The 24,980-nt window shown below is 59.7% G+C and carries 19 protein-coding genes, 1 tRNA gene and 3 pseudogenes; 13 read left to right on the forward strand and 10 right to left on the reverse strand.

The genetic code is table 11. The annotated features are described in order from the left end of the window. Positions 1 to 23: 23 nt before the first annotated feature. The 3 genes and pseudogenes from IB262_RS24195 to IB262_RS24205 form a co-directional block, all read left to right on the forward strand. Positions 24 to 624 (forward strand): annotated as a pseudogene (locus IB262_RS24195) (IS30 family transposase); the annotation flags it as partial. A gap of 859 nt (positions 625 to 1,483) precedes the next feature. Further along, positions 1,484 to 1,705 carry a hypothetical protein gene (locus IB262_RS24200; RefSeq protein ID WP_112977284.1) on the forward strand — a complete coding sequence of 74 codons (222 nt, stop codon included), beginning with the start codon at positions 1,484 to 1,486 and terminating at the stop codon, positions 1,703 to 1,705. Positions 1,706 to 3,277: 1,572 nt separating this feature from the next. Continuing rightward, positions 3,278 to 3,353: transfer RNA gene (locus IB262_RS24205), tRNA-Ile, on the forward strand. A gap of 545 nt (positions 3,354 to 3,898) precedes the next feature. Here IB262_RS24205 and IB262_RS24210 read toward each other — a convergent pair. Then, a pseudogene (locus IB262_RS24210) lies at positions 3,899 to 4,012 on the reverse strand (IS3 family transposase); the annotation flags it as partial. Between the two features lie 245 nt (positions 4,013 to 4,257). Between IB262_RS24210 and IB262_RS24215 the strand changes: the two are divergent. Together IB262_RS24215 and IB262_RS24220 are read left to right on the forward strand one after the other, a co-directional pair. After that, entirely contained in the window at positions 4,258 to 5,133 is an 876-nt protein-coding gene (locus IB262_RS24215; RefSeq protein WP_112977287.1) for a polysaccharide pyruvyl transferase family protein, read from the forward strand. A 14-nt stretch (positions 5,134 to 5,147) separates the two neighbouring features. Next, positions 5,148 to 5,954: a glycosyltransferase family 25 protein gene (locus IB262_RS24220; protein WP_112977288.1), complete on the forward strand. Its 807-nt coding sequence runs from the start codon at positions 5,148 to 5,150 to the stop codon at positions 5,952 to 5,954. 293 nt (positions 5,955 to 6,247) lie between these two features. Here IB262_RS24220 and IB262_RS24225 read toward each other — a convergent pair whose 3' ends face one another. Together IB262_RS24225 and IB262_RS24230 are read right to left on the reverse strand one after the other, a co-directional pair. After that, complete coding sequence (locus IB262_RS24225) at positions 6,248 to 7,312, reverse strand: glycosyltransferase family 2 protein (protein ID WP_112977289.1); 1,065 nt, start codon at positions 7,310 to 7,312, stop codon at positions 6,248 to 6,250. 389 nt (positions 7,313 to 7,701) lie between these two features. Next, positions 7,702 to 8,305: pseudogene (locus tag IB262_RS24230) on the reverse strand (hypothetical protein). On the opposite strand from IB262_RS24230, the gene IB262_RS24235 reads away from it, so the two are divergent. Beyond that, a complete protein-coding gene (locus IB262_RS24235; RefSeq protein ID WP_162728922.1) occupies positions 8,268 to 9,050 on the forward strand; it encodes an IS30 family transposase in 783 nt (260 codons plus the stop codon). The pseudogene IB262_RS24230 and the gene IB262_RS24235 overlap by 38 nt on opposite strands. A gap of 326 nt (positions 9,051 to 9,376) precedes the next feature. Here the strand turns inward: IB262_RS24235 and IB262_RS24240 are convergent, their stop codons facing one another. Next, positions 9,377 to 10,048: an FkbM family methyltransferase gene (locus IB262_RS24240; protein WP_112977290.1), complete on the reverse strand. Its 672-nt coding sequence runs from the start codon at positions 10,046 to 10,048 to the stop codon at positions 9,377 to 9,379. Positions 10,049 to 10,283: 235 nt separating this feature from the next. After that, complete coding sequence (locus tag IB262_RS24245; RefSeq protein ID WP_162728923.1) at positions 10,284 to 11,378, reverse strand: LacI family DNA-binding transcriptional regulator; 1,095 nt, start codon at positions 11,376 to 11,378, stop codon at positions 10,284 to 10,286. A gap of 274 nt (positions 11,379 to 11,652) precedes the next feature. Here IB262_RS24245 and IB262_RS24250 point away from each other — a divergent pair, with 274 nt between their 5' ends. The 5 genes from IB262_RS24250 (at position 11,653) to IB262_RS24270 (ending at position 17,463) form a co-directional block, all read left to right on the forward strand. Further along, entirely contained in the window at positions 11,653 to 12,633 is a 981-nt protein-coding gene (locus IB262_RS24250; RefSeq protein WP_034803383.1) for an ABC transporter substrate-binding protein, read from the forward strand. Positions 12,634 to 12,781: 148 nt separating this feature from the next. Further along, positions 12,782 to 14,284: a sugar ABC transporter ATP-binding protein gene (locus tag IB262_RS24255; protein ID WP_192493909.1), complete on the forward strand. Its 1,503-nt coding sequence runs from the start codon at positions 12,782 to 12,784 to the stop codon at positions 14,282 to 14,284. A 1-nt stretch (position 14,285) separates the two neighbouring features. Beyond that, on the forward strand, positions 14,286 to 15,296 hold the full coding sequence (locus IB262_RS24260; RefSeq protein WP_034803379.1) for an ABC transporter permease: 1,011 nt from the start codon (positions 14,286 to 14,288) through the stop codon (positions 15,294 to 15,296). Positions 15,297 to 15,307: 11 nt separating this feature from the next. Next, positions 15,308 to 16,291, forward strand: coding sequence for an ABC transporter permease (locus tag IB262_RS24265; RefSeq protein ID WP_192493910.1), 984 nt, complete (start codon positions 15,308 to 15,310; stop codon positions 16,289 to 16,291). Positions 16,292 to 16,812: 521 nt separating this feature from the next. Beyond that, positions 16,813 to 17,463, forward strand: coding sequence for a glutathione S-transferase family protein (locus IB262_RS24270; RefSeq protein ID WP_060529877.1), 651 nt, complete (start codon positions 16,813 to 16,815; stop codon positions 17,461 to 17,463). 26 nt (positions 17,464 to 17,489) lie between these two features. Here the strand turns inward: IB262_RS24270 and IB262_RS24275 are convergent, their stop codons facing one another. The 5 genes from IB262_RS24275 to IB262_RS35730 form a co-directional block, all read right to left on the reverse strand. After that, on the reverse strand, positions 17,490 to 20,642 hold the full coding sequence (locus IB262_RS24275) for an efflux RND transporter permease subunit (protein WP_192493911.1): 3,153 nt from the start codon (positions 20,640 to 20,642) through the stop codon (positions 17,490 to 17,492). Positions 20,643 to 20,670: 28 nt separating this feature from the next. After that, positions 20,671 to 21,843, reverse strand: coding sequence for an efflux RND transporter periplasmic adaptor subunit (locus IB262_RS24280; protein WP_192493912.1), 1,173 nt, complete (start codon positions 21,841 to 21,843; stop codon positions 20,671 to 20,673). 186 nt (positions 21,844 to 22,029) lie between these two features. After that, positions 22,030 to 22,503: an SRPBCC family protein gene (locus tag IB262_RS24285; RefSeq protein ID WP_090302489.1), complete on the reverse strand. Its 474-nt coding sequence runs from the start codon at positions 22,501 to 22,503 to the stop codon at positions 22,030 to 22,032. Then, on the reverse strand, positions 22,496 to 23,011 hold the full coding sequence (locus tag IB262_RS24290) for an SgcJ/EcaC family oxidoreductase (protein ID WP_060580694.1): 516 nt from the start codon (positions 23,009 to 23,011) through the stop codon (positions 22,496 to 22,498). The genes IB262_RS24285 and IB262_RS24290 overlap by 8 nt, the downstream gene beginning before the upstream one ends. Beyond that, positions 23,011 to 23,259 carry a hypothetical protein gene (locus IB262_RS35730; protein WP_060529873.1) on the reverse strand — a complete coding sequence of 83 codons (249 nt, stop codon included), beginning with the start codon at positions 23,257 to 23,259 and terminating at the stop codon, positions 23,011 to 23,013. The genes IB262_RS24290 and IB262_RS35730 overlap by 1 nt, the downstream gene beginning before the upstream one ends. Before the next feature lie 95 nt (positions 23,260 to 23,354). On the opposite strand from IB262_RS35730, the gene IB262_RS24295 reads away from it, so the two are divergent. After that, positions 23,355 to 24,293, forward strand: a complete 939-nt coding sequence (locus tag IB262_RS24295) for a LysR family transcriptional regulator (RefSeq protein WP_060521191.1) — start codon at positions 23,355 to 23,357, stop codon at positions 24,291 to 24,293. A gap of 226 nt (positions 24,294 to 24,519) precedes the next feature. After that, on the forward strand, positions 24,520 to 24,980 hold a 461-nt coding region (locus IB262_RS24300; RefSeq protein ID WP_192439607.1), incomplete at its 3' end, for an aldehyde dehydrogenase family protein.

Consider the following 24,980-nt stretch of genomic DNA (forward strand, 5'->3'; position numbering starts at 1 on the left):
TCGAGCAGCTGAAGGCGCTGGAGCTCTATCAGCATCTGTCGGAAGGCCGCCGCAAACGCCGCCCCCCGCGGCTCGAGGAAGCCGGGCGACGGCACTTTCCCTGCTGACTGCAGGATATCGCAACGTCCTGATTTCATTGGTGATCGTTCGCAGTTTGGGCATTGGGAACGCGACTTGTTGATCTTCCAACGTGATTTGGGCAACGCCAACCTAACCTCACTGATCGAGCGCAAGAGCCGCTACACCGTCATGATCAAGAACCAGAGCCGCCACTCGCGGCCGATCATGGACAACATCATCGAAACGTTCTCTCCCTTGCCAGCCTTTGCCCGGCAGAGTTTCACCTTTGATCGCGGCACGGAGTTTGCCGGCTTCAGGGCTTTGGAAGATGGCATCGGCGCGCGGAGCTGGTTTTGTGACCCCAGCGCGCCGTGGCAGAAAGGTGCCGTGGAAAACATCAACAAGCGCATCCGTCGATACATGCCAGGCGATACCGACCTTGCAGGCGTGTCGCAACGCAAGCTCATCCAGCTTGCTCGCCATCTCAACGACCAGCCGAGAAAGTGCCTCGACTACAGAACACCCGCCGAAGTGTTCCGGGCACATTTGCAACAGGGAGGCTGAACCCCTACCCTGAAAACCGGCAGGTTGCACTTCAGTTAGGATCTCCTTTTTGGCGGATTCCATTGTCATCGCGATGACGGCGAATTCTTGAACCGCTTCAGTTCCCGCAGCATCCGAACAACGTCGTCCGCGGTTGCACCCTGGATCTCGAACTGATCGGTTTTCAATGACGCATGCGGTACAAGGCGCAACGTAGCCGCTCCGCGCTTTACCCATCCGATGAACGCTCCAAACAATTCTTCTCTCGCCATCTGACCGTTCCCAAAATCTGCAAGGGCGACCATACCGCCGAAACGGTTGACGCCACAAAGCACAGGCCGGGATCAGTCTGCTGCGCTTTAAAGTGCGTTCAGTGCGGGTCACGATTTTGACCCGATTCGGGGAACAAGCCTGAGAAAACGGCGGGTTGAGTGCGATTACCGTTTTTTATGAGCGGGTAGGTCTCAGTCCTTGCTTGCCGATATCGGGGCGTCGCAGGCATCCGGTGACGACAACGTTAGGATGGGGAAAAGAGAATAGTTAATAATGGTGGTTCCAGATTGAATGCAACGATCGCGAGAAACCTAGCAACAATTTAGAGTAACCCCAATTGATTAGGCAAACGCCTTAAAATTTTATTGATTTCAAGCCAAGTAATTGCAACCCTAAACTTGAAATTGCACTTTCGCAAAGCACAAGTTAAGGATGAGAAAGTGCTGGTGTTATTGCCGCGCAATTCCTCAATTTTCAAGCGCATTGAGGGGCAGTGCATAGCACTTCGTCGGACCGGTGCGCTTAACATCAGATATCTCTTGATTTCACACCTTGTGAGTCTGGCCAAAGTTCGAATACGGTTAGTTGTTCAGAGGGGGCGGTGACAATGTGGAAGACGGATTGGCCAAAATCGGCGGTGACTTCAGAAACGATTGTCGTGCTTCGTCGAATTTTGCGAGATTGGTGCGATGAGCGCGGCCATCGTGCCGATAGTCAGGAAGGCGGCCGAACCGCCAAATCGCTGATCTGCTGGTATGAGTTTGGCGTGACCGACGCAGACGAGTTGGCGAGGCTGATCCGCGACGACACCGTAATTGCTGAGGCCTGAGCTGTGGCCACCAGGCGTGCCATTGTTCGGGACTTTGTGATGGGAGTACTTGGTTGGACCGCATGGCACCAACACGGCAGGGACGGGATGTTTTACTGGCGGCGCTGGCATAAAGGTCACTGGGAATTCCGCGAAATGACAGCCGGCGAGCAGGACGACGCCCTGATCGACTGGTCGATCAGGTGAACAACGAAGACGGGTCGAGCGTCGGCTAGCTGCCATTCTATCTCGAACAGGCCCCGCAGCCTCTCAGTTCACGATGCATCAAACCGCTTCAGCAATTTTTCAAGCTGCTCGTTCTGCAAAAGCAGCTTTTCTGCAAGCTGTCGTCTCAACTCCCGAACCTCTTCATCCAGGACTGCATTTTCCTCGGACAACGTCGGCGGCGGCAGGGTATCGGCTCGCGTCTCCTGGGGCTAGATGTCTTCGACCGCCGCAGCCGACTTGGCGCTTGTCTTCCTGACGCGCCGCTGCCGTTTTCCCGGCCGCGATAGAACGGGCCATTCCGCATGATCCTCATCACGCGCGGGCTCTTTTGGAGGTGTCACCGCGACCTAGTGGGTTTCCTCAACTGCGCCAATAGGGTGTTCGGTGGAGGCTTCCAGCTCGTCCGCGGTTTGGAGCACCGGGTCTGCTTCTTTACTTTGCGGATCGACGGGCGCCCCCGTCTCTTCGTTCGCAGTCAGCGATGGTTCCGATGCCTCGCCTTCTAACGGACGCTCAGGTGCCTCCTGGGGCGTCCGGCCTCGGGACGCTAATCCGACCAAATATTTCCAGGGTGACCTCATCGTGCGCCCTCCGCTCAACCGATCGCACCGGCACTCATGGCGAGGCCAATCTGCCACCAAAATGTAGGGAGGAGGTCGCTCGCGAACTCCGATCGGCCCGCACTGAGGATCAAGACCAAGACGCTTGCGCAGGCGCGCATTCTCTTGTTCGAGCTGCAGCAGGTCCGCAATGTCGTCGAGGGTCGGAGTTGTCGCTGCGGTGGTTTTCTTCGGAGCTCGGGTTTTTGTGCTCTTGGCAGCTTTCTTTGCCTTGACCTTGCCGACTGTCTCGACCGAGTCAACCTCGTCGGCCGGCTTCGCCGTATCCTTCCGGCGTCCCCTCCCCGCCTTGAAAACATCTGCCGCCGGAGCGGTCTCGGCGCAACTTCTGTCGGGGTCCTCGTCTCGACGCTTTCTATAATGTTCTCGTCTGCCATCAGTTTTTCCCTCTTCCTCTCCGACTTGTTTCCAACACGCAAACAGTAGAGCCAATGCGGCGCACCAGTCCGTCGTGTCGAACCACGCCGCATTTCGAGAGCTTGAGAAGAGACGCAGCGAACCGGGCTTTGCAGGCAATTGCCTATCGGGCTTGGCGGCGGAACAAATCGACGTTGTAGACGTTCGCTCACGCTGCGATCCATGACCCAAGGATCAGCCGGGCTCCGCCTACCCCCGCTGGAAGTGGAGCTCGCAGCAGGCAAAAGGGCGACTGCGGGCCAAAGCTTGTCCGTCATTCCGGCGGCGAAGATTTCAACCCGACATGAACTTGATCAAGTGGTTCGCTGCCCTTAGACACGTTCATGTGGGGCCCGTGGATCAATGGTTAGAGCCGTCCGCTCATAACCGATTGGTCGCAGGTTCGAGTCCTGCCGGGCCCACCATACTCACCAACCAAACGGCTATTCCGCATTAATAATGGGGCAAATTTCTGCCACGTAAAGAAGCGGCCCCGGTGGGGATACCGGGGCCGAAAACGGCATCCCGCGCTCACGAACGGCCAAACATAGGAAGGATGGATAAGACGCACATCGTGGCCGAAAAGTATCTCCCAAGCTCTGATATATTCGCCTTTTGCGACCCACAGCGCAATCCCACCGACATCCGTGTCATTGTAAGGGTAACGGCTCGACTTTGCCGGAGCGAGATCTATCTGGCCTCGTTTTGGGCCAAAATAGGGGAAGTATTCAAGGCCACCCGGACAGCGGTCCCAACCTGTCATGGCCTCATCGATGCCGGCTTGGCCGCCGTCTCGCTCGACAGGTGGGCGCCCAACCGACCGGTAACAGGCATTTCGAGAAAAATAACTGGCTCGCGCCGAGGAGATTGGAGAGATGACCAAATGCCCAGAAACAATCGTCCCTTGGGGCTTGGGCCCGAAGGCCGACCTTGACCACGGCGACAGAACGGAACGAAATCCCACAAGCCGCGAAAGAGATGTGTCGATGACCAGCGCAAGATATTCCCGAGTAAGGCCATCGAGAATAGCCAGAATACGGAACCACCGCCCATCGGTGAATGCATCGCTGCCGAAATCATGGCTTGAGACGTTAGAAGGCTCGCCGCAGGAAGTTCAGCATAGCGGCGGCCGGGAGCCGGGACCGACTACCCGCGGCAAGCCGGTCGTCATCGGTCTCGAAGACAAGCAGATGGGTGTGATTTGGATGGTCGGTCTCTGACGACGCACTTCTAAAGCCAATTCTAAATCACGGTTGGCAAAAACGCAGTTGCTGCGTCTTCATTTGGCTTGTAAAAGGCACCGTGCAGACTGTGCGAGCGAGAAAATCGATGAAAGTTGCCGTTTTGGGATATTTGAACACCGATAATATCGGTGACAACATTCAAACGCTTGCTGTCGCGCAGCATATTGGCCAACAATATTCGATCGTAAACCGAGACTTCTTGAGCCAGTACGATGGAGAGCCGTGCGTTGTCGTTATGAACGGGTGGTTCAGTCACGAACCACAAAATTGGCCCCCTTCAGACAAGATTATTCCCATATTCTTTGGATTTCATTTGACGGAAAAGGCGGCAGACGCCTACTCGCGCCACAAAGAATACTTCAAACGCTTTGAGCCAATTGGCTGTCGCGATAAAGGTACCGCCGAAATCATCCGGGGGTGGGGCGTCGAAGCGTATGTCAGTGGTTGTGCGACCATGACATTTCCCACGCGGCCGAGATCACTGAAAGCTACAGCAGATTGCCTTGTTGATGTCAGCACTTTATTTTTTGATCGCGTGGAACGCAAACAGTACCGGCAAATTACTCATATGCCTAGCATCGGATACGCTGGTCATGCGGCAAAAAACCAACTCGCCAAAGACCTCCTGACATACTATCGCTCGAATGCGCGCAGCGTAATAACATCGCGAATTCATTGCGCGATGCCGTGTTTTGCGCTCGGTATCCCCGTCGTATATTCGGGCGTTAGCGAGTATCGGACGAAAATTATTGATGAAATTGGCATTCCTACAGTATCATTCTCTAGATTTAGGAGAATTAAACACTCAACTCTAAATTTTGGTGTTCCCGATTTTGAGGACAGAAAGCTCTCTATAGCGAACGACTTGAGGGTTAAGCTGTCCGAGAAGGGGGTTTGTCTTGCGTCGTGGCAACCACAGGATACCGATGACAACTCGCCGTTTCTTCCCAGCTTGACTTGAATCGATGTAGACTTATGCGTTGTCTCGTAATCAACCTGCATCGTTCGCCTGATAGGCTTGCGCACATGTCTGCGCAATTCAAGCGCGTTGGCGCAGTATTCGAGAGAGTTGAAGCTGTCGATGGCAAGCAACTGCCAGATCACTTCTTGACTTTGCAGCCGCCATCAAACCTTTGGAAGCGTATGGGCAAATCTGAAATCGCGTGCTTCATGAGCCACCGGAAATGCTGGGGTATTATCGCCAGTGGTTCTGACGAGTTCGGCGCTGTGTTTGAGGACGATGTGTTCCTGGCAGACGATGCTGGCCAGTTCCTTACGTCAGGTGAGTGGCTGCCAAAACGGGTCGGCCTCCTGAAGATCGAGACGTTCAAGCAGCGTACCTTTGTCAGCCGACTATCCCGTGTTCGACTTGGACGGCATACAGTCCACCGGTTAACAAGTGCGCATCTGGGTACCGGCGGCTACATTATATCCAAGCATTCTGCTCAAGCATTACTTGATCTATCCGAGAAGGAGCTGTCATGCGCTGTAGATCATTTTATGTTTGAGCCGCTGTCGCCGGTGATGGTAAAATGTAATGTACATCAGATCGTCCCCGCTCTCTGTGTACAGAGTGTCAAGATCGAGGATGAATCCATAGCATTACAGAGCACCATAAGGTTAAAACTTAGCGAGCGAAAGAAACAGATTAAAAGAGAAAAGCTATCGTTCGGGAAGAAAACTTATCGTGAAATGATGCGATTTGGTCAGCAGATTGCTGGCATTCCGACTTTCCTCGCGAAATGCGTTGGCTCCAAGTGGATCATCGTTCCGTTTGGATGAATGCCGGGCAAATGCGGCCAGGAAGCAACGTCTATCGTCAGATGGGTCTTTCCATATCTTGGGCTGAAGTGTCATGGTATCCCTGCGGTCAGGGCCGCGGATAGCAGAACGCCTCCGGCGCTTAATCGTGCCGATACGTGTCGGAGGTAACGCCGACATCTCAATTGAATTCAATAGATGGGATGACGGTGCGGAACGCTATGGTTGCGCGTCTCTCTCAAATCCGTCGCGGACTGCAGCCGATGCATAATCGGATTCCCGTCGAGGAGTTGAATACTCGCCGTCGCGGGCTCTTATAGCCTATCAGGATGCGGCGTCCATTCTCTGAAAGGAGCGAGTCGCCTATCGTCTAGGTCAAATGTGATCGATGGTATAAATCCGAGTTCGACCAATTGTGTAGGCTGAGTGAATTTTAAAGAGTTCTCGTACATGAAAGCAATTGAGCCGGACCGATCTACTTCGTCCTTCATTGCGCGGTAATGTTGCGACGCATTGAAGTGTTGTTGATCAACGATTGCTTCATTTATTTTCTCTCTGTAGTTTGCGAAGAACTTGAAGTGCAACAAAGCACCCCAGATGGGGGAGAAGTTGTGCTGGTACGGTAGCGGCTGGTGGAGGCTGCTTCCAAAGAAACAGTTTCTCTCCCAATAAATGAGTGGATATTTAATGAGTTCGTTGTTTTCGGCGAAAAGGCGTCTTCTCGGACCGCCCTTGATACTTATACCCCGCTTTCCGAAGGCTACCTCGTAGCCTTGGCCGTCGAAATGGTTGATCGTCTTCCAAGGCATCTCCTCCGAATGCTGGGGCGTCTCTCCGGACGGATAGAAGTCAAGCATAGGAGCGGGAAGGCGTGAGATTCCGCGCCCCTCGAGGATGCGTATCAAGTCCCTGAGAGTTTCGCTTGGGCACTGATCATAGATCAGGAACTCGTCTGTATCTACATTTACATACCAACGATCGTATCCGTAGTACTCGAATAGTGCCTCTCGCCAAGCGCGACCTCTTCTCGCCTCCGCAAACCGTATTGGTGACGTCCAGACATCTACATCTTTTTGTTGAAGAAGATATTCGCGAGAGCCATCACTCGATTCGTCATCGATGCAAATGAACCGGGTGATGCCTAATTTCCGATAGTGCCGGAGAAACACCGGAAGGATCGCGATTTCGTTTCGCGTGATGAAAACGAGCGGCAAATCCGGTTGCGCCAAACCCGGAACATCGCGAAGTGGAGAAATGGTTGGGGGCTTCTTTTCCCTGCGCTCGCGGCGAGATATACGCCAGTTTTCAAAGTATGTCCCGATTTTCTGGTTTAGCGATCGGCGAGGGAATGAGAAATCTTCGCTAAAGGGGTATCGCATGAACCGTAAATCCAGAACCGTTTTTCTTCACACCTTTATACGCGAAAGAACTTAGGCATGAACAGCCCCCAACCGCGTCGAGCCATGGATATCATTGGTTTCCGCTGCGTTCCGGCCCCGGTGCCAAAAGCCTGCACGGCCCGCTTCGACAACAACAATACTCCATCCTCTCTACTGCGGTCGGCCGCCCTGGCGAGATTCATGCCTACGCCGAGAAGACGGTGATCCGGTATCGGCCGCTACCATCGGGACCTTCAAAACAACCTGCACCTGACCAGGGGAATTTGACGGCAAGAACTCCTCCTACACCCTACACGAAGCGAGTCGAATTGCCTCGGTCATCCGAGCCGAAACGAATCGAGATACGCTTTAACCGCGAAGCTTCAGGACTACTCGCGCCAATGCTCGGCAACCCAGGGCGTCGGGCGTATATAGTGCCGCAGGTATCGAAACGCGCCCTTCTTCTTCCTTTTTTGCGGATCGAAGACCCCAGCGATAGCGGTACTCGTCGGCAACGCCCTGCGGGTAGGCTCGAAACTTTTCCTGAAGCGGTGGGAGTTTGCCAACGGGAAATCGGAAGAGCGACGTCTGGCCAAGACGCTCAAACGGCGTCGTTTGATTTCTCGTCATCACCACATCGTCTGCCCCGCCGACCTCAAAGAAGGGATCAAGCGACGACACGATTACTAGATCGAGGTCGAGAAAAAGCACCGGTCCCTTCAGGCTGCCGAGCGCTGGTCCCCAGAGCCGAGCCTTTGGCCAGATACCCTTGGTATTGATGGGCATGTTCTCAATTTCGAGAGGCGGCAGGTCTTCGCACAATATTTCCGAGTTAAGTCCCGCACGGCTGTCGGTGAAACAAGTAAATGTGAAAGGTGGTGTGATGTTGCGGGTAACCATCGCGTAGAGCCGATTGATGAAAGGCGCACCGTATTTAGTTCCCCAATTTATACAAATGTCCTGCTTCACACCAACGCTTTGCGCCGCGGTCATCGATCGTTTGAAGGATGGGTGGTCACCTGAACAGATTTCAGGTCGCCTGAGGCTCATCAGCGGGTCCTCGGCGCGACTGAGCCATGAGACGATCTATCAGTACGTTTACTCTCCCGAAGGTCAGGATCAGCAGCTGGGACGTCACTTGCCGGAACGACGACGCAAGCGACGCCCCCGATATGCGCGAAAGCGGAGAAGGCTCGTCTTTCCAATTGAATGTGCCATCCGTCATCGGCCAGACAGCATCAACTCCCGCAGCGATTTTGGTCATTGGGAGGCGGATCTGATGATCTTCAGGAAGGAACATGGATCGGCCAACGTGGCCACTGTCGTGGAGCGCAAGAGCCGCTACACGGTTCTGTTTCGGAACAATGACAGGCGTTCGAAGCCGATCATGGGGCAGCTGATCAGCCATCTCGGCGCCCTACCAGCGCCAGCACGGCAAAGTCTGACGTTCGATCGCGGTTTGGAATTCGTCTCGTGGCGCGAGCTGGAAAAGGGCATGGGAACATCGGTCTGGTTGTGCGACCCACAAGCGCCCTGGCAGAAAGGCACGGTCGAGAACACCAACAAGCGTGTTCGGCGTTACCTGCCGGCAGAGACCGTCGTCCTGGATGTGACCAATCGGGAGATCCGAGCATTGTGCGACCGTCTCAACACCACCCCGCGCAAGTGCCTGGGGTTCCAGACGCCGAAGGAGATCTTCAGCCAGTACCTGTTGGCTATGAAGGGTCAAAGCATGTAGGTTTCTCGCGATCGTTGCATTCAATCTGGAACCACCATGGCTATTTAATAATGCGACAGTTGGGCCAGTTAGAGATGCGACAGTCTCGCCTCTCGACTCACTGGTCAAAGCCGTGCCCCTTCGACGCGCCGGCCGAGCGCGACTATGTACCTAACTGCGCGGAGCATGACGACGAGAAACGAGCCCCCGGCTTCGCCCCTCAAACCAAGACTCGACGTTCGCGCGGGACTTCGACCGGAAGCACCTGCCTCCTGGTTGCCATGGATGTTGCAAGATCGCCACCAAGTACCCAAGCGCAACCAGGTGAGAGCGACGATCCGCCTGCTCTAGTGCCAATCCAGGCAGACGTTCGTGATCTTCTCCCGTTCGATCCGCAAGCGCAGCGCACCGATCCGGGCGGCTAGCTCTTCCGAGAAGAATTCATGGGTTTCCACCAGGATCAAGTCGATCTGACGCTCGAGGCGTTCCGCGAGCAGGGCTTCGAGGACTTCAGCCTCGTAACCTTCAATGTCGAGTTTGAGGATGCGCACGCGCTCCGGCAAACCACGAATGTATTCAGCCAGGTTGGCGATCTCCACCTGAGCAACGGGTGCCGTCGTGTGAACGTCGCGACGCATCAAGGAGGAGGCAATCGTCTCCTTGATGTTGCCATCGGCAAGCGCCTCGGTCTGATAGAATGGCGCAAAGCCGGCGGCCGCCCCGACAGCCTTCTGCTCGATGACCAGTCGCGGCTCGTTCGGGAAGCGCGCTTTGAGGACCGCAAGTGCAGTCGGGTCCGGCTCAAACGCGATTACCTTCATTCCCTTGGCCAGGAAATAGCCGCTGACGTCACCCACGTTGGCGCCGCAATCAAGCACCAGTGCACCCCTTGGCAGTCTGCGCACGGCCGTCCGCATTTTCAGCAAGGCACCCTTGAAGGCATCTCCCTCCTTGCCCCTGCGCTTTCGATAGAGATGCCAGCGCAACCACGAAACCCAGTAGGCTTCCTTCTCAAACATCGACAACCAATCCCATTACCGCGAGTGCAGTCTGCTGGACGCAGACTCTCGGACCGCCGAAAATCACCGCGGCCGGATAACACACGTAACCGTTGTGTACAAACGAGCGTTTTGATGTCGGTCGTGCTGATGACACACGCTGAGCAAGGGATCCGAAGTATCTAGATTACCGGCGTCTGCGTCACGGCCTCGCGCGCGCCACGGCGGGGCAAGAGAGGGGCGCTGCTGGCGGCGCCTATCGAGCGCTCTTTGAAGCCCTGTTTGCGGACAGAAGAGCGGTGGTATCGCGAACCACCAGCGGTCCGTCGACTTTTATTGTCATGGGCCGCATGTGTTTTCCGTGGATCGCCATGTCGATCAGAAGTTCGGCCGCCTTCTGGCCCATTTCATAGTTCGGCAGCACGAGGGTCGAGAGCGGCGGATGGGTGTAGCGCGCCAGTTCCTGGTCGTCATAGCCCATCACCGAGAGATCGGTGGGAACCTGCAAGCCCTTCTCCTGCGCCGCCTCCATGACGCCGATCGCCATCAGGTCATTGCCGCAGAAAATGGCTGTCGGCGGGTTGGGCATGGAGAGCAGGTCCAACCCGGCCTCGTAGCCGCGAAGCGGCAGCCAGTCGCCATCGCGCACCAGCGTCTCGTCGAAAGCGATGTCGGCTGAGGCAAGCGCCTGCTTGTAGCCTTTCAGCCTATCCATGGCGGCGTCCATCCAGCACTCGCCGTTGATGAAGCCGATGCGCTTGTGGCCGAGCGCCGTCAGATGCGCTGTGGCGGCGAAACCGCCGGCGACCTCCCCCGGCACGATCGCCACATGCTGGCGCGGCTCGCAGTAACAATTGAGAAGCACGGTCGGCAGCGGCGCCAACGCCTCGGGAACGGCAACCTTGCGGGTGAAGATCGTCGCGTAAATGACGCCGGCGATGGAGGGGTCGCGCAGGACCGACCGCAGAACCGCTTCCTCGAGTTCCGGATTCGATCGGGTGACATGCGCCGAGACCAGCATGCCTTGCTCGAAAGCATAATCGCGAATGCCGTCGAGGCTGACGACCGGGTGCGGGCTGGTGGAGATTTCATCGACGATGAAGGCGATTGTGTCCTTTTCCACCGCCGGCGCCGCTGCAACCGGACCTCGGGTTGCTGGCAGTTTATAACCGATTTTATGAGCAGCCTCGCGCACCTTCTGCTGCGTTTCGGGCGAGATGCGCGAGCCCGACATCTCGTTCAGCACCAGGGAAACGCTTGACTGGGAAACGCCGGCTATCCTGGCGACATCCGTCATGGTTGGGCGTCCTTCCCCCTTTTTCTCCAGATTTCGCCCGTTTCCCTTGGCCATGTGTGCTCCCCTACCCTACAGCACCGCGCGTCTAGGAGACGTGCAAAGGTCGCTGTAGCACTTTGAATTTCCGCATGTTTTTCCCCTTCAATCGGAGACGATTAAAGGAAACATGCAGTTGAGCGTGCATTGCACCGCACGCGGGCTTTTGCAAGTGCTCATAAATTTTGGCCTTGACTGCTAATATTATTAGCGCAAGATTTGGAGATGTGAAGCGCAAAAACGCTCACGTCCGGTAGAGGAGCACCGGCCAATCTGGGAGGAGAACCCGATTATGACCACGATTTCCCGTCGTACCTTCATGCTGGCGGCAACGGCCGTCGGCGCGCTCGCCCTTGCGGGTGTCGCGATCGCCGAAGTGCCGAAGCTCGAGCAGAAGGACAAATACAAGGTCGGCTTCGCGCAGACCGAATCCAACAATCCCTGGCGCATCGCCCAGACGAACAGCATGAAGGCCGAAGCGGAAAAGCTCGGCTTCCAGCTCGTCTATACGGATGCCGCCGGTTCCGCCGCCAAGCAGGTCGCCGACGTCAACTCGATGATCGCTCAAGGCGTCGATGTGATCTTTCTCGCGCCGCGCGAAGAAAAGCCGCTGATCCCCGCCGTCATGGCCGCGAAAAAGGCGGGCATTCCAGTGATCCTGCTCGATCGCTCGGTCGATCCGTCGTTGGCCAAGGCCGGCGAGGACTATCTGACCTTCATCGGCTCGAACTTCGTCGAAGAAGGCAAGCGCGTTGCCGAATGGCTGGCAAAGAACGCCAACGGCAAGTCGAAGATCATCGAACTCGAAGGCACGACCGGGTCCTCGCCCGCCAACGACCGCAAGAAGGGCTTTGACGAGGCGATCAAGGCGGCCGGCGGTTTCGAGATCGTCGCCTCGCAGACCGGCGATTTCGCCCGTGACAAAGGCCGCCAGGTGGCAGAAGCCCTGCTCCAGGCCCATCCTGATGCGGACGTGATCTACGCCCACAACGACGAAATGGCGATCGGCGCGATCGCGGCACTCGAAGCGGCCGGCAAGGTGCCGGGCAAGGACGTCCTGGTGCTGTCGATCGACGGCGGCAAGGAAGCCGTGCAGGCGGTTGTCGACGGCAAGATCGCAGCCGTCGTCGAGTGCAACCCGCGCTTCGGGCCGAAGGCGTTTGAGACGATGATGCGCTACGCCAAGGGCGAAAAGATCGACCCGATGATCATCAACGACGACAAGTTCTACGACGCCTCCAACGCGGCCGCCGAACTCGCCAACGCCTATTGATCCAATCTCCCGAGCCTCCACGGCCGGGACGGCGCAACCGTCTCGGCCGTCTTTTTGACGGCAGCATGACCTTCAGCCCGTTCAAGTGTAGGCTGATGACGCCCACCCCCAAATGGGGCGGCGGATGGCGAAGATAGGGAGGAGACCCATGCTTCTGTCCATGCAGGGCATTTCCAAAGCGTTCGCCGGCGTGCCGGCACTGAAATCCGCCTCGCTCGAGGTCGAACCGGCGGAGGTCATGGCGCTTGTCGGCCAGAACGGCGCCGGCAAGTCGACGCTCATCAAGATCCTGACCGGCGTCTATCGCCGGGACGAAGGCAGCATCGCCTACGACGGTCGGGATGTCGATTTCTCGATGCCGGCTGAGGCGCAGGCCGCCGGGATCGCGACGATCTACCAGGAAATCAATCTCGCCCCGCAGCGCTCGGTGGCGGAGAACATCTACCTCTCCCGCGAGCCGAAGCGGTTCGGCATGATCGATTATTCCGCCATGCGGCGCGGGGCCGAAGCGGTGCTCAAAACCTTCAACCTGACGATCGACGTCGACCGTCCCGTCGCGCATTTCGATGCGGCGACACGGCAGATGGTGGCGATCGCCCGCGCGGTGACGCAGAGCGCCCGGCTCGTCATCATGGACGAACCGACGTCCTCGCTCGACGAGCGCGAGGTCGCCATCCTCTTCGATACGATCCGCACGCTGAAACGCTCCGGCGTCGCCGTCATCTTCATCGGCCACCGGCTCGACGAACTCTATGAGATCTGCGACCGCGTGACGATCATGCGCGATGGTCAGACGGTCGCCAAAAGCCCGATGGCGGACATTCCGAAAATGGCGCTGGTGCGCCACATGCTCGGCAAGGAGCTTGCCGCCTTTCAGGCCATGGCACCGGAGAAGGACGCGCCGGTGCGGCCCGTCCGCCTCGAACTCGACAAGGCGGGCGCCGGCGTGCGCGTGCGCGACGTCAGCCTTGCTGTGCGAGAGGGCGAGATCTCCGGCCTTGCCGGACTGCTCGGCTCCGGCCGCACCGAAACGGCGCGCTTGATCTTCGGCGCCGATAGGATGGAGCGCGGCACGATCCGCATGGAGGGACAGGGACGCAGCTATCGCGAACCGGCGGATGCGATCGCTGATGGGATCGGCCTCGTGTCCGAGGACCGGAAGATCGATGGCATCGTGCCCGACATGAGCATCCGCGAAAACATGACGCTCGCCTTGCTGCCAAAGCTGAAGAAAGCCGGTATCGTCGACCGCGCGCGCCAGGATGAGATCGTCAGCCGCTACATCCGGGCGCTTGGCGTCAAATGTGCCTCCCCCGATCAGCCGATCAAGGAGCTTTCCGGCGGCAACCAACAGAAGGTGCTGCTCGCCCGCTGGCTTGCCACAGACCCGCGGGTCCTCATCGTAGATGAGCCGACGCGCGGCATCGACATCGGCGCCAAATCGGAAATCCTCAAACTCCTGCGCAGTCTCGCCGACGAGGGTTTGAGCGTGCTGATGATTTCGTCTGAACTCGAAGAACTGCTTGCCGCCGCCGACCGCGTGACGGTCCTGAGCGACGGTACTTCCGTCGCGACGCTGTCGCGCAAGGACTTGAGCGAGACGGCGCTGCTTGCCGCCATGGCCCACCAGGAAGCCCACCAGGAAGAATGACATGACGACGATCGAGACCCCTGCCCCGCAGCCGTCGGGAACCCTTTCGTCCGGAAATAGGCTTTTGACGCTCGCCAGCCGCTACGGCACCTTCGTCGCCTTCCTGGCGCTGATCCTCTTCAACGTCGCCGTCACGCCGAACTTCCTGTCCTTGCAGACGCTGAACGTGAACCTCACCCAGGTTGCGACAATCGTCATCGTCGCGACCGGAATGACGCTCGTTATTGCCACCGGCGGCATCGACCTGTCCGTCGGTTCGTTGATGGCAATTGCCGGCGCACTGGCGCCGATGATCTTCATGGGCCAGTTCTGGCCGGTGGAAAACATGGCGCTCGCGGTGGCTCTTGCCTTCCTCTTGCCGATCGCCGCCGCTGCCCTCTTCGGCCTCTTCAACGGTTTCCTCGTCACCCGCTTTTCGATCCAGCCGATCATCGCCACGCTTGTGCTGTTCATCGCCGGCCGTGGCATCGCCCAGGTGATGACCAACGGCAACCTGCAGGTCTTCAAGAATGAAGGCTTCCAGTTCATCGCACTCGGTCGCATCGCCGGCGTTCCGGCCCAGGTCCTGCTGATGATCGTCATCGTCGCAGCGGCTTTCGCGATGATCCGCTACACCGTCATCGGCCGACAGATCATCGCCGTCGGTGGCAACGAGAAGGCCGCCCGCCTGACCGGCATACCGGTGAAACGGGTCAAGCTCTTCGTCTACATGATAAGCGGCGCGCTTGCCGGTGTGGCCGGTCTCATCGTCGTTGCCCGCAACTCTGCAAGCGATGCCAACCTTGTCGGCCTCGGCATGGAGCTCGATGCGATCGCCGCGGTTGCTGTCGGCGGGACGCTACTGACGGGCGGACGGGCCAATATCGTCGGCACGGTACTCGGCGCCCTCGTGATCCAGCTGGTGCGTTACACGCTGCTTGCCAATGGCGTTCCGGATGCGGCAGCGCTCATCGTCAAGGCCGGGCTGATTGTTACCGCCGTCTTCATCCAGCAGCGCGCCAGCAAACATTAGAGGCAACCACGATGCAACCGATCCTCCGCCTCTTCCTGGTCAAGAACTCCGGCGACCTTGCCCGGTTCGGCGTCATCCTGGCGCTTGCCGGTCTCATCCTCTTCGGGGCGCTGCGCTATGACAACTTCCTGTCGCCCTACAACATCCTGAGCTTCCTGCGCTACAACTCGATGTTCGCGCTGATCGCGCTCGGCATGGCCTTTGTCATCATCACCGGCGGCATCGACCTGTCGGTCGGCGGCACGGCGGCGATGGCAAGCGTGGTGGCAGCCCTGTTATCCCCCTATCATTGGGCGGCGGGGCTTGCGGGCGGCATGGCGGCAGGCCTTGCCGTCGGCGCGCTCAACGGCTTCATCATTACGAAGATGCGGATCCAGCCCTTCATCGCCACACTCGCGACGATGCTCGCCGCCTATGGCACTGGCCTTTTGTTAGCGGACAACCAGTCTGTCTCCGTCTCCTATGAGACCGGTTTCACGGTGATCGGGCAGGACGATTTCCTGGGGTTCCCCATTCCCGCCTGGATCGCGCTTGCGGCCTATGTGCTCGGCTGGCTAGTGCTGCAAAAGCTCCCGATCGGACGGCATATCCTGGCGATCGGTGACGGCGAGGCGACGGCTGGCCTGATGGGCCTGAAGGTGGAGCGCGCGCTTGCCGGCGTCTATCTCGCCTCGGGCACGCTCGCCGGTCTTGCCGGCGTCATCCTCGCTTCCCAGTTCGGCGCGGGGCAACCGACGGAAGGCGTGGGCTGGGAACTCTTCGCGATCGCTTCCGTCGTCGTCGGCGGTACGCTGTTGACCGGCGGTTCCGGCTCAGTTGGTGCGACGCTTGCCGGCGCGCTGCTGCTTGCCATGGTCTTCAACATCCTGAACTTCGAAAACGGCCTCGGCTGGATCTCGCTTTCCGCCTACTGGCAGTCCGTTATCCGCGGCGCCTTCCTGCTCGTCGTGGTCGTGCTTCAGGCAAAGCTGATGGCACGGCATCGCAGCACCTAGACCCTCCATCGCGAACGGGGCGCGAACATCCACAGGACGAAACCGGGAAACCTACCCCTGGATTAGCCCTCGTGGAGCAGGAACAATGCATGACCGCTAAAGGTGCAAGCCCGCGCCAATAGGATTGCGCATCGCAGCGATAAGCAGACAGCAAAAAAGGCCGGAGCGCGCTGGCTCCGGCCTTCTTTTCTTTTTCGCTCTCAAGGCTTCTGCCAGTACATCAATGGTCAAAAGGCGAAAGCGATACGCAATTGCCGGCATCAACTTCCATTGCGCTCGACAATAACGTTTATGACACTTTTATACTTCGCCACGGCTGTTGGAGCAAGCTGTCCATTCGGGCTAGTCTCGACGAGCAGTACGTCTTTTTGAAGCGAGCCGGCTGTTCTCCGACCGAGGAAGAGATCACTTTATCTGCCAGCATCATCGCGGTTTCCGCTTCCGGCGCCGAGCGGCGAAAATGAATGTCGGCATCCCGCTTGGCCAATCGTCTTCAGGACAGGCAAGCCGTGGAGGAAAAGATGACGATCACGATTACCGCCTTTGAAAAATCGCCCGATCGCGGCCGAGGTCTCGCACGCGACATGCGCGTTCGCTGGGCGCTCGAAGAAGTGGGGCAGCCCTACGAGGTTCGCCTCGTTACCTTCAAGACGATGAAGGAACCTGCGCACATCGCGCTTCAGCCCTTCGGGCAGATCCCTACCTATCAGGACGGCGACCTTGCCCTGTTCGAAACTGGTGCCATCGTGTTTCATGTCGCGGAGCGTCATGCCGGCCTGCTTCCAAGTGACGCCGATGCCCGCGCACGGGCGATCACTTGGATGTTTGCCTCGCTTAACACCGTGGAGCCGCCGATCCTCGAGCGTGAAGCGACCACCTACGTGGAGCGGGACAAGGACTGGTATCAGGAGCGCCTGCTGATGCTCGAAGATCGTATCCGCGTTCGGCTCGCCCAATTGTCCAGGCGGCTCGCGGAGGCCGACTGGCTCGATGGCGCCTTCAGTGCCGGCGACCTGCTGATGGTAACGGTGCTGCGCAGGCTGGAAAACTCAGGCTTGCTCGACGCGTATCCCAACCTCTCCGCCTACGTCGCGCGCGGCAAGGCGCGGCCGGCCTACAAGCGCGCCTTCGATGCGCAGCTTGCGGTCTTCACATCCGCCTCATCCGCCTGAGGGTAGCGTGATCCCGGAACGTCGGGCTATCCGTGTCCCGGCTGATCGTCGACCGCAGTCGGTCGTTCGCCCCTGGTGATCTGCAGCCCCTGGCGAACCAGGCGGGAAGCGACCCGCATGAAATCTTCCATGTACAGATAGATGACCGGGGTCACGAAGAGGGTCACAAGCTGCGACACCAGCAGGCCGCCGACGACGGCGACCCCAAGCGGCTGACGCAGTTCTGCGCTGGCGCCGCTGCCGATCGCGATCGGCAGCGTACTCATGATCGCAGCAACCGAGGTCATCATGATCGGGCGGAAGCGCATGACACAAGCCTTATGGATGGCCTCGGCGGCCGGCGAACCGGCGCGCTGCAGCGTCAGCGCAACGTCGATCATCATGATGGCGTTCTTCTTGACGACACCGATCAGCATTAGCACGCCGACAATAGCGATGATCGAGAGGTCGAAACCGCCGAAATGGATGGCAAGCAACGCCCCGGATATGGCTGACGGCAGACCGGAAAGCACGGTCAATGGATGGATCAAGCTTTCATAGAGAATACCGAGCACGAGGTAGATCGTGACGATCGCCGCCAGCACCAGCAGACCCTGGTTGGCGGCGGCGTCTTCGAACAACTGCGTGGTGCCGTAATTGCGGGTCGTCACCTCAGACGGCATGCCGACTTCTGCCTTGAGGCGGTCGATCTCCGCAAGGGCGTCACCGAGGGCGACCTTGGCCGGCAGGTTGAAGGAAAGCGTGACCGCTGGCAGCTGGCCGAGCTGGTTGATGGTGAGCGGTCCGGATACGGTCTCGACCCGGGCGAAGGCCCCGAGCGGAACAAGGCCGCCATTGGCACTGCCGACACGCAGTTCGTCGAACTTGTCGGCTGACCATTGCATCGAGGGATCGAGTTCCAGGATCACTTCGTAGCTGTCGCCCGCCGTGTAGATCGTCGAGATCTGCTCGGTACCGAAACTGCCATAGAGCGTGGTGCGCAGTTCGCTCGCGTTGACCCCGAGCGTTGCCGCCTTGTCGAGGTCGACCACGAGCCGTGTTTGTGGAGCGTTGATCTGAAGGTCGCTGTCGACGTCGGTAAAGAAGGTCCGATCCGCGCTCATCGCATCATGGAGCTTCTGCGCCCATTCGTTCATCAACGGCTGATCGAGGCTCTGGAGCACCAGCTGGTACTGGCTGGCCGACGCGCGCGATCCGACCGAGAGGTTCTGGACCGGCGACATGAAGGCCTGGATACCGGGGATCGCCGCCAGCTTCCGGCGCAAATCCGCAAGGACGGTTTCAAGCGGCGGACGCTCGCTCTTGGGCTTTAGCTCGACGAAAAGCCGACCGGAGTTGAGCGCGCTCGACGCGCCGCCCGAGCCGATCGTGCTTGCGACATGGGCGACGTAGGGTGAACTGGCAAACACCGCCTCCACATTGGACTGGAGCTTCGACATGGCGGCGAAGGAAATGTCCTGGCGCGCCTGGGTCGTAACCTGCAACTGGCCGATGTCCTCCTGCGGGAAGAACCCCTTCGGGATCGTGGCGATCTGGTAGCCCGTGATCACGACGGTAAACAGGAAAAGCAGAAACACCGGCGCGCGCGCCTTTATGCAGAGCGATAGCAGCCGCTCATAGGCGCGCAGAAGCCCGTCGAAACCTCGTTCGAATACAAGATCCAGCTGCCGCAGCCCGCGCGCTTTCTCTGCTCCATCCGCCCTCGCCGGAAGCCGCGCTGCAAGCATCGGCGTCAGGGTAAGGGAAACGAAGGCGGAAGCGAGGATGGCAACGGTGACGACGATCGCAAATTCGTTGAGAATGCGGCCGATCACGCCGCCCATCAGCAAGACGGGAATGAAGACCGCGACGAGCGACAGCGAAATCGCGATGATCGTAAAGCCGATCTCACGCGAACCGATGAGCGCCGCCGAGAAAGCATCGATGCCGTCCTCTTCCATGTGCCGCACGATATTTTCCAGCATGACGATGGCGTCATCCACCACCAGCCCGACGGAAAGCGTGAGCGCCATCAGCGAGATATTGTCGATCGAAAAGCCAAGTGGATACATCGCCGCGAAGGTGGCGATGATCGAGATCGGAACGGCAAGCGCCGGAATAAGCGTCGCCCAGAGGCGGCGAACGAAGGCGAAGATGACGAGGATCACGAGGCCGACGGTGAGGATCAGGGTGAACTGGACGTCGTGCACCGCCCCGCGGATCGACATGGACCGGTCGCTGAGCGTTTCGATCGAGGCTGCGGCCGGAAGCGACTGGCGAAGCGACGGCAGAAGCGCCTGCACCCGGTCGACGACTTCAACAGTATTTGCATCCGGCTGCCGCTGGATGGCCAGGATGATCGCCCGCGAACCGTCGTGCCAGCTTGCCGTCTGGTTGTTGGCAACGGAATCGATCACCGTCGCGACGTCACCGAGCCGCACGGTCCTGCCGTCGACGCTTTTGACGATGATATCCGCGAAACTGGCGGCATTCATGCGCTGCGTGTCCGCAACGATCGCCGCCTGACGATCGCTGGTCTGCGCGGTGCCGAGAGGCGAATTGTCGTTCGCCGCCGCAACCGCCGTCCTCAACTGGTCGACGGAAATGCCGCGCGCGGCAAGCGCGTCAGGATGCATCTGAATGCGCACGGCATATTGCTGGCTGCCGAAGATGGACACTTCCGCCACCCCGTCGAGCACCGAAAGCGTGGGCGAAATCACCTGCTGCGCGATGGCGTCGAGTTCGGTGAGCGGCACGGTGCTGCTCTTCAGCGCCAGGAGCAAGACCGGTGCATCCGCCGGGTTGACCTTCCGGTAACTTGGCGGCGCCGGCATGTCCTGTGGCAGCAGCCTGAGCGTCCTGGTGATGGCTGCCTGCACGTCGGCGGCGGCGGCATCGATGTTGCGCCCGAGCACGAACTCGATTGAAATCGAGGTCGAGCCGAGTGCATTCGTCGTCGAGATCGTGTCGATCCCGGCGATGGTGGCGAACTGCTTGATCAGTGGAATGGCGACCGACGTCGACATGGTCTCGGGCGAGGCGCCGGGCAACGAGGCAGAAACGTTGATGACCGGGAAATCCGTTCGCGGAAGCGCGGCTATCGGCAGGACGAGATAGCTGAAAACGCCTGCCAGGATGAGCGCGACCGATAACAATATGGTCGCGATCGGGCGGCGGATACTGAACTCGGACAGCGGCATTTCACGCACTCCCGAATGATGGCAAATCCTAATCCGCGGCCAGATCGGCCGCGCCTGCAGCGACAACGACATCACCCGACTTCAGCCGCGCCTGTCCTTCGATGATGACCCGGTCACCGGCGGCAAGGCCCGTGCCGATGGCGGCCTCCTTGCCGTCGTCGGCCAGCACGGACACGGCGCGGGTCTCGACCGTGTTGTCATCCTTCACATCAAAGACGAACGGGCCGTCCTGCCCGGGCTGGACCGCAACGCTCGGGATAACAGGCGCCTGATGCAGTTGCGCCTGATCGATATCGACATCCACGAACTGGCCCGGCCAGAGCTTCTGAGCGGTATTGGGGAAGGTCGCGCGCATGGCGATGGTGCCGGATGCGGTATCGACGGCAGAATCGATGAAATCGAGTACGCCTTCGCCGATCACTGTTTGCGTGCCGCTCGACCTGGCACGAACCGGTGGAGGCGTCCCGCGATCAATCAGATCCTTGAACGTCTGCAAGCGCTCTTCCGGCAGGCGGAACGTAACGTCGATCGGGTCGATCGCCGTGATCGTCACCAGATTGTTCGATGTCGCGCCCGATTGGCCGACAAGATCTCCGAGCGCGACCTGCACGGCGCCCAGGCGTCCACCGATCGGCGCGGTGATCTCGGTCAGGCTCAGCGCGACCTGATCGGCATCCACGGTGGCGCGATCGGCATCCAGGGTCCCCTGCGCCGCCTGTTGAAGCGAGAGAGCGGTGTCATAGCTTTGCTGGGTGCCGGTCTTGGCGTCGCGCAAGGTTTTGGCACGCTCGAGTTCCGTGTTGGCGTCGGCAAGCTGCGCGGTATCCTTGGCGACGATCGCCTGGTCACGGGCAAGCCCGGCCTTTATCGTGCGGTCGTCGAGCGTGAACAGCAGGTCGCCCGCCTTGACCATCTGCCCGTCCTTGATGTGGATGGCCGTGATCTGGCTCGCAATGCGCGCGCCCACTTCCACGGTATCGGGGGCCTGCACGTTGCCCAGGGCATGGACGACAACGGGAACATCTTTAAGCGTCACTGTCGCCGTCTGCACGGACACGGCGCCACGCTTGGTGCTGACGGTCGCGTTGGCCGGCAATTTCGCTTCGCTCGGCACGGGCTTGCGCGCCACCACGAACCCGACGGCGGCGATTGCGAGAAGAACGACGGCGATACGACACGTGACACTTGATCGGCTGAGCATCGGCGCCTCCGCAGACCTTGCTGTCGGCACGCGGCGATAGGTGGTGCCGACTATCGGAAGCTGGGCCTAAATGTGGCCGCTTCAATGGCGCAACACCCTGAAAAACAATTAAAAATTGTTCATCTTCGGGTGTCGCTCATCAGGTTTTGACGGCCATCGCTTCAGTGGTGACGGTTCCTCCGTCCGTCAGGCATCGGCCGGCGCGCGCTCGACTTCGTCGGCAAGCGCCTGAAACAATTCGCGAAACCCAACCTCACGTTCGCCCGGCTCGTTGAGACGATCGAGGAAGGCGGCCTGCTCGGTGTAGTTGAGGCGCGTTCCCTCGCCGTCAGCGGAAAATTCGAGGGTTCCGAGAGAAGCCGAAATCGGCCTTCCCGCCACGGTCATCGTGTAGGAGAAGACGATGCGCTTATTCGCAACGATCTCAAGATAGATCGTGTCGTTGCACATGACCGGGCCGTTTCCGAAGCGGAAGCGGCTGTGCTCGCGGCCGCCGACCTCGAAAGACGAGGTGAATTCGTCGACCGTCCACCCCTCCCCTTCGAAGAACCAGCGTCGTTTGGTGGCGGGATCCGCAAAGGCATGGAAAACGGTCGCCGGTGTTGCGGCGTAGCTGCGGCGAATGACGAAGGTGGCGTGGCCGGCAGATCTTTCATTCATGCGCTTGGGTCTCGCCGCTGGTTGCTTCATCCACCGCCCGCTGCTGGGCGGCGATCTTTTCGTTCTGGTGCGTGGTGTTCTGGGCGACAACGATCCTCCAGGCGCCATCGTGGCGTCGAAGAATATAGAGCGGCCGCCCCTCGTCCTCGCCCGGCCGGCGGTTGCCTTCGGCATCGACAGGAATTTGCCGCACGTTCACCGCGACGACATCCGCATGCAGGAAGGTGATGCGCTCGACGTCGTAGAGCGCCTGAAAATCGCGAAACAGGTTCGGGAGTACGGCGGCGGTGAAGGCATGGATTGCCGGCGCACCGACGATTTGGCGCCCGAATGCGGTTGTCCATACGGCCTGTGGCGCCAGCAACGAGACGAAACCGTCGACGTCCCGGAGCCATTGGGTCTCTTCGACCCGGGCGACGAGCGCGAGAACGGCACTGACATCGCGGGCATCAGGTGACGATACGCCACGAGCTTGGCCGATTGCGGGAATGGGGCGCATGCGCGGCATCACGGCGTGCTCCCAACGGTGCGGTACCCGACCGCTAGAGCCTGGGCGACAGATCCGGAAACGTGGGTGCGAAATACCGGATCCACGCCAGGCCCTAGCAGCAGGAAAGCCTCGTCCGGCGGCCGGCCGGCGATAGAAGCTTCATCGACGTTGCACGGGACGGAAGAGGCGAAGATACGGACGGTGATGCGATCACAGTCGCATGCCTCCCGCGTGTCGGAGGTGTGATTGATGATCGGCCGTTCCATTGCCTGCTCCCTTAACCCGTGGGCGGAGCATTGCCCAATTCAAATGATCAATGTAATTGCTCAAATATCGATCACTTTGATCGGGATGGCCGATCATGCTGGATGCCTTGACGCTCGACCAGTTGCGCGTATTCGTCGCCGTCGTCGACCACGGTTCGTTCCGGGCGGCAGCGCGCGCGCTCGGGCGTGCCCAATCCGGCCTCAGCAGCGCCATCCTGAACCTCGAAACGGAACTGCGCCTGCCGCTGTTCGACCGCTCCCAGCACCGCCCCGAATTGACGAAGGCCGGAGCGACCCTGCTTGCAGAAGCCAGGACCTTGCTGATAAAGGCCGACGCGCTGCGGGCCAAGGCGAACGGCTTCAATCAGGGCATGGAATCGGCGCTGCGCGTGGCGCTCGACCCGCTGCTTCCTCTGCCGGATATTGCACGGGTCATCAGCGATTTTACCCGCGCGCATCCCGGCGTGCGGGTGGAGCTTGTGACGGCGCCGATGACGATGGCGTTGAGCCTGGTGCTCGACGGCGACTGCGACCTCGGCCTGACGGCGGCACAGGAAACGGACGCACATATCGCCAGCGAGGCGGTCGCAGCCTTTCCGGGCATGGTTCCGGTATGCGCCGGCGGTCATCCCCTGGCCGCACCCCGCGACGGAACCGTTGGCCTGACGACGGTCGACCTTGCCGACCATCTGCAGATCGTCGTTGCGGATCCTGCAGCCGATGCGCAGGCGGTGAGCTACGCAGTCTTCTCGCAGCAAACGCTGAGGGTCAGCGACCTTGCGACCAAACACGCCCTCATTCTTGCCGGGGCCGGGTGGGGTCATCTGCCGCTATGGCTGGTCGCGGCAGATCTTGGTGAAGGGCGGCTCTGCGAGGTGCCACTCGCGGCCCGCAACGGTCTCCCCGGCCCGCTTCTCCCCCTCTACACGATCCGCCGGATCGATCGGGTCCGCGGACCCGCAATGGAAAGCCTGTGCAGGCTCATGATTGCCCACTTCGGCGGTCAGCCGCAGGCCACATCGGCGCTCCCCTGATCGGGCTAGCAATACGCAGACGAGTTCGAGAAGGTAGCCAGGGGGTTGACGTCTGCGAGCGGAGCGTCTTCAGTTCGCCCCGAATAGGGTTGCCGCCTTGCAACGGGGCGGCCACGTCCCCATCTCCAGATCTCAAGGTCGCCTGGCCAGGCGACCTGTTCCCCATCGACCTGATCCTACGGCGTCGCGCTCAAAGCGACGAACTTCATTCAGTAAAGGGTTTCCCATGGCTCACTACCCAGACATCCTGCTTCATATCGACGGCGCCTGGCGGCCGGCGCGTTCCGGCAAGACCATTCCCGTCATCGACCCGGCCAACGAGGAAACGATCGGCCAGGTGGCCTGGGCCGAAGTGGAAGACCTCAATGAGGCGCTTGCGGCCGCCGAGAAGGGCTTCAAGACGTGGCGGGCAACCTCCGCCTTCGACCGCGCCCAGGTGATGCGGTCGGCAGCCGCCCTGCTGCGCGAACGGGCCGGCGACATCGCCTTTCTGATGACGCGCGAGCAAGGCAAGCCGCTTGCCCAGTCGAAGGGCGAGATCCTTGGCGCCGCCGACATCATCGAGTGGTTCGCCGAGGAGGGAAAGCGGGCCTACGGCCAGATCATTCCGCCGCGCGCACCCGATGTCACCCAGATGACCGTCAAGCTGCCGGTCGGTCCGGTTGCCGCCTTCACGCCCTGGAACTT

The organism is Ensifer sp. ENS02 (genome assembly GCF_014851885.1).
GTDB classification, from domain to species: Bacteria; Pseudomonadota; Alphaproteobacteria; order Rhizobiales; family Rhizobiaceae; genus Ensifer; species Ensifer adhaerens.

What these genes read in the sequence shown, in the direction of transcription:
- IB262_RS24280 (WP_192493912.1), bottom strand. Translation starts at nt 21,843, where the DNA reads ATGCTCAGCCGATCAAGTGTCACGTGTCGTATCGCCGTCGTTCTTCTC.
- IB262_RS24245 (WP_162728923.1), bottom strand. Translation starts at nt 11,378, where the DNA reads ATGGCCAAGGGAAACGGGCGAAATCTGGAGAAAAAGGGGGAAGGACGC.
- IB262_RS24290 (WP_060580694.1), bottom strand. Translation starts at nt 23,011, where the DNA reads ATGCCGCGCATGCGCCCCATTCCCGCAATCGGCCAAGCTCGTGGCGTA.
- IB262_RS24265 (WP_192493910.1), top strand. Translation starts at nt 15,308, where the DNA reads ATGCAACCGATCCTCCGCCTCTTCCTGGTCAAGAACTCCGGCGACCTT.
- IB262_RS24235 (WP_162728922.1), top strand. Translation starts at nt 8,268, where the DNA reads ATGTCCTGCTTCACACCAACGCTTTGCGCCGCGGTCATCGATCGTTTG.
- IB262_RS24275 (WP_192493911.1), bottom strand. Translation starts at nt 20,642, where the DNA reads ATGCCGCTGTCCGAGTTCAGTATCCGCCGCCCGATCGCGACCATATTG.
- IB262_RS24260 (WP_034803379.1), top strand. Translation starts at nt 14,286, where the DNA reads ATGACGACGATCGAGACCCCTGCCCCGCAGCCGTCGGGAACCCTTTCG.
- IB262_RS24285 (WP_090302489.1), bottom strand. Translation starts at nt 22,503, where the DNA reads ATGAATGAAAGATCTGCCGGCCACGCCACCTTCGTCATTCGCCGCAGC.
- IB262_RS24270 (WP_060529877.1), top strand. Translation starts at nt 16,813, where the DNA reads ATGACGATCACGATTACCGCCTTTGAAAAATCGCCCGATCGCGGCCGA.
- IB262_RS24220 (WP_112977288.1), top strand. Translation starts at nt 5,148, where the DNA reads ATGCGTTGTCTCGTAATCAACCTGCATCGTTCGCCTGATAGGCTTGCG.
- IB262_RS24240 (WP_112977290.1), bottom strand. Translation starts at nt 10,048, where the DNA reads ATGTTTGAGAAGGAAGCCTACTGGGTTTCGTGGTTGCGCTGGCATCTC.
- IB262_RS35730 (WP_060529873.1), bottom strand. Translation starts at nt 23,259, where the DNA reads ATGGAACGGCCGATCATCAATCACACCTCCGACACGCGGGAGGCATGC.
- IB262_RS24225 (WP_112977289.1), bottom strand. Translation starts at nt 7,312, where the DNA reads ATGCGATACCCCTTTAGCGAAGATTTCTCATTCCCTCGCCGATCGCTA.
- IB262_RS24215 (WP_112977287.1), top strand. Translation starts at nt 4,258, where the DNA reads ATGAAAGTTGCCGTTTTGGGATATTTGAACACCGATAATATCGGTGAC.
- IB262_RS24295 (WP_060521191.1), top strand. Translation starts at nt 23,355, where the DNA reads ATGCTGGATGCCTTGACGCTCGACCAGTTGCGCGTATTCGTCGCCGTC.
- IB262_RS24255 (WP_192493909.1), top strand. Translation starts at nt 12,782, where the DNA reads ATGCTTCTGTCCATGCAGGGCATTTCCAAAGCGTTCGCCGGCGTGCCG.
- IB262_RS24200 (WP_112977284.1), top strand. Translation starts at nt 1,484, where the DNA reads ATGTGGAAGACGGATTGGCCAAAATCGGCGGTGACTTCAGAAACGATT.
- IB262_RS24250 (WP_034803383.1), top strand. Translation starts at nt 11,653, where the DNA reads ATGACCACGATTTCCCGTCGTACCTTCATGCTGGCGGCAACGGCCGTC.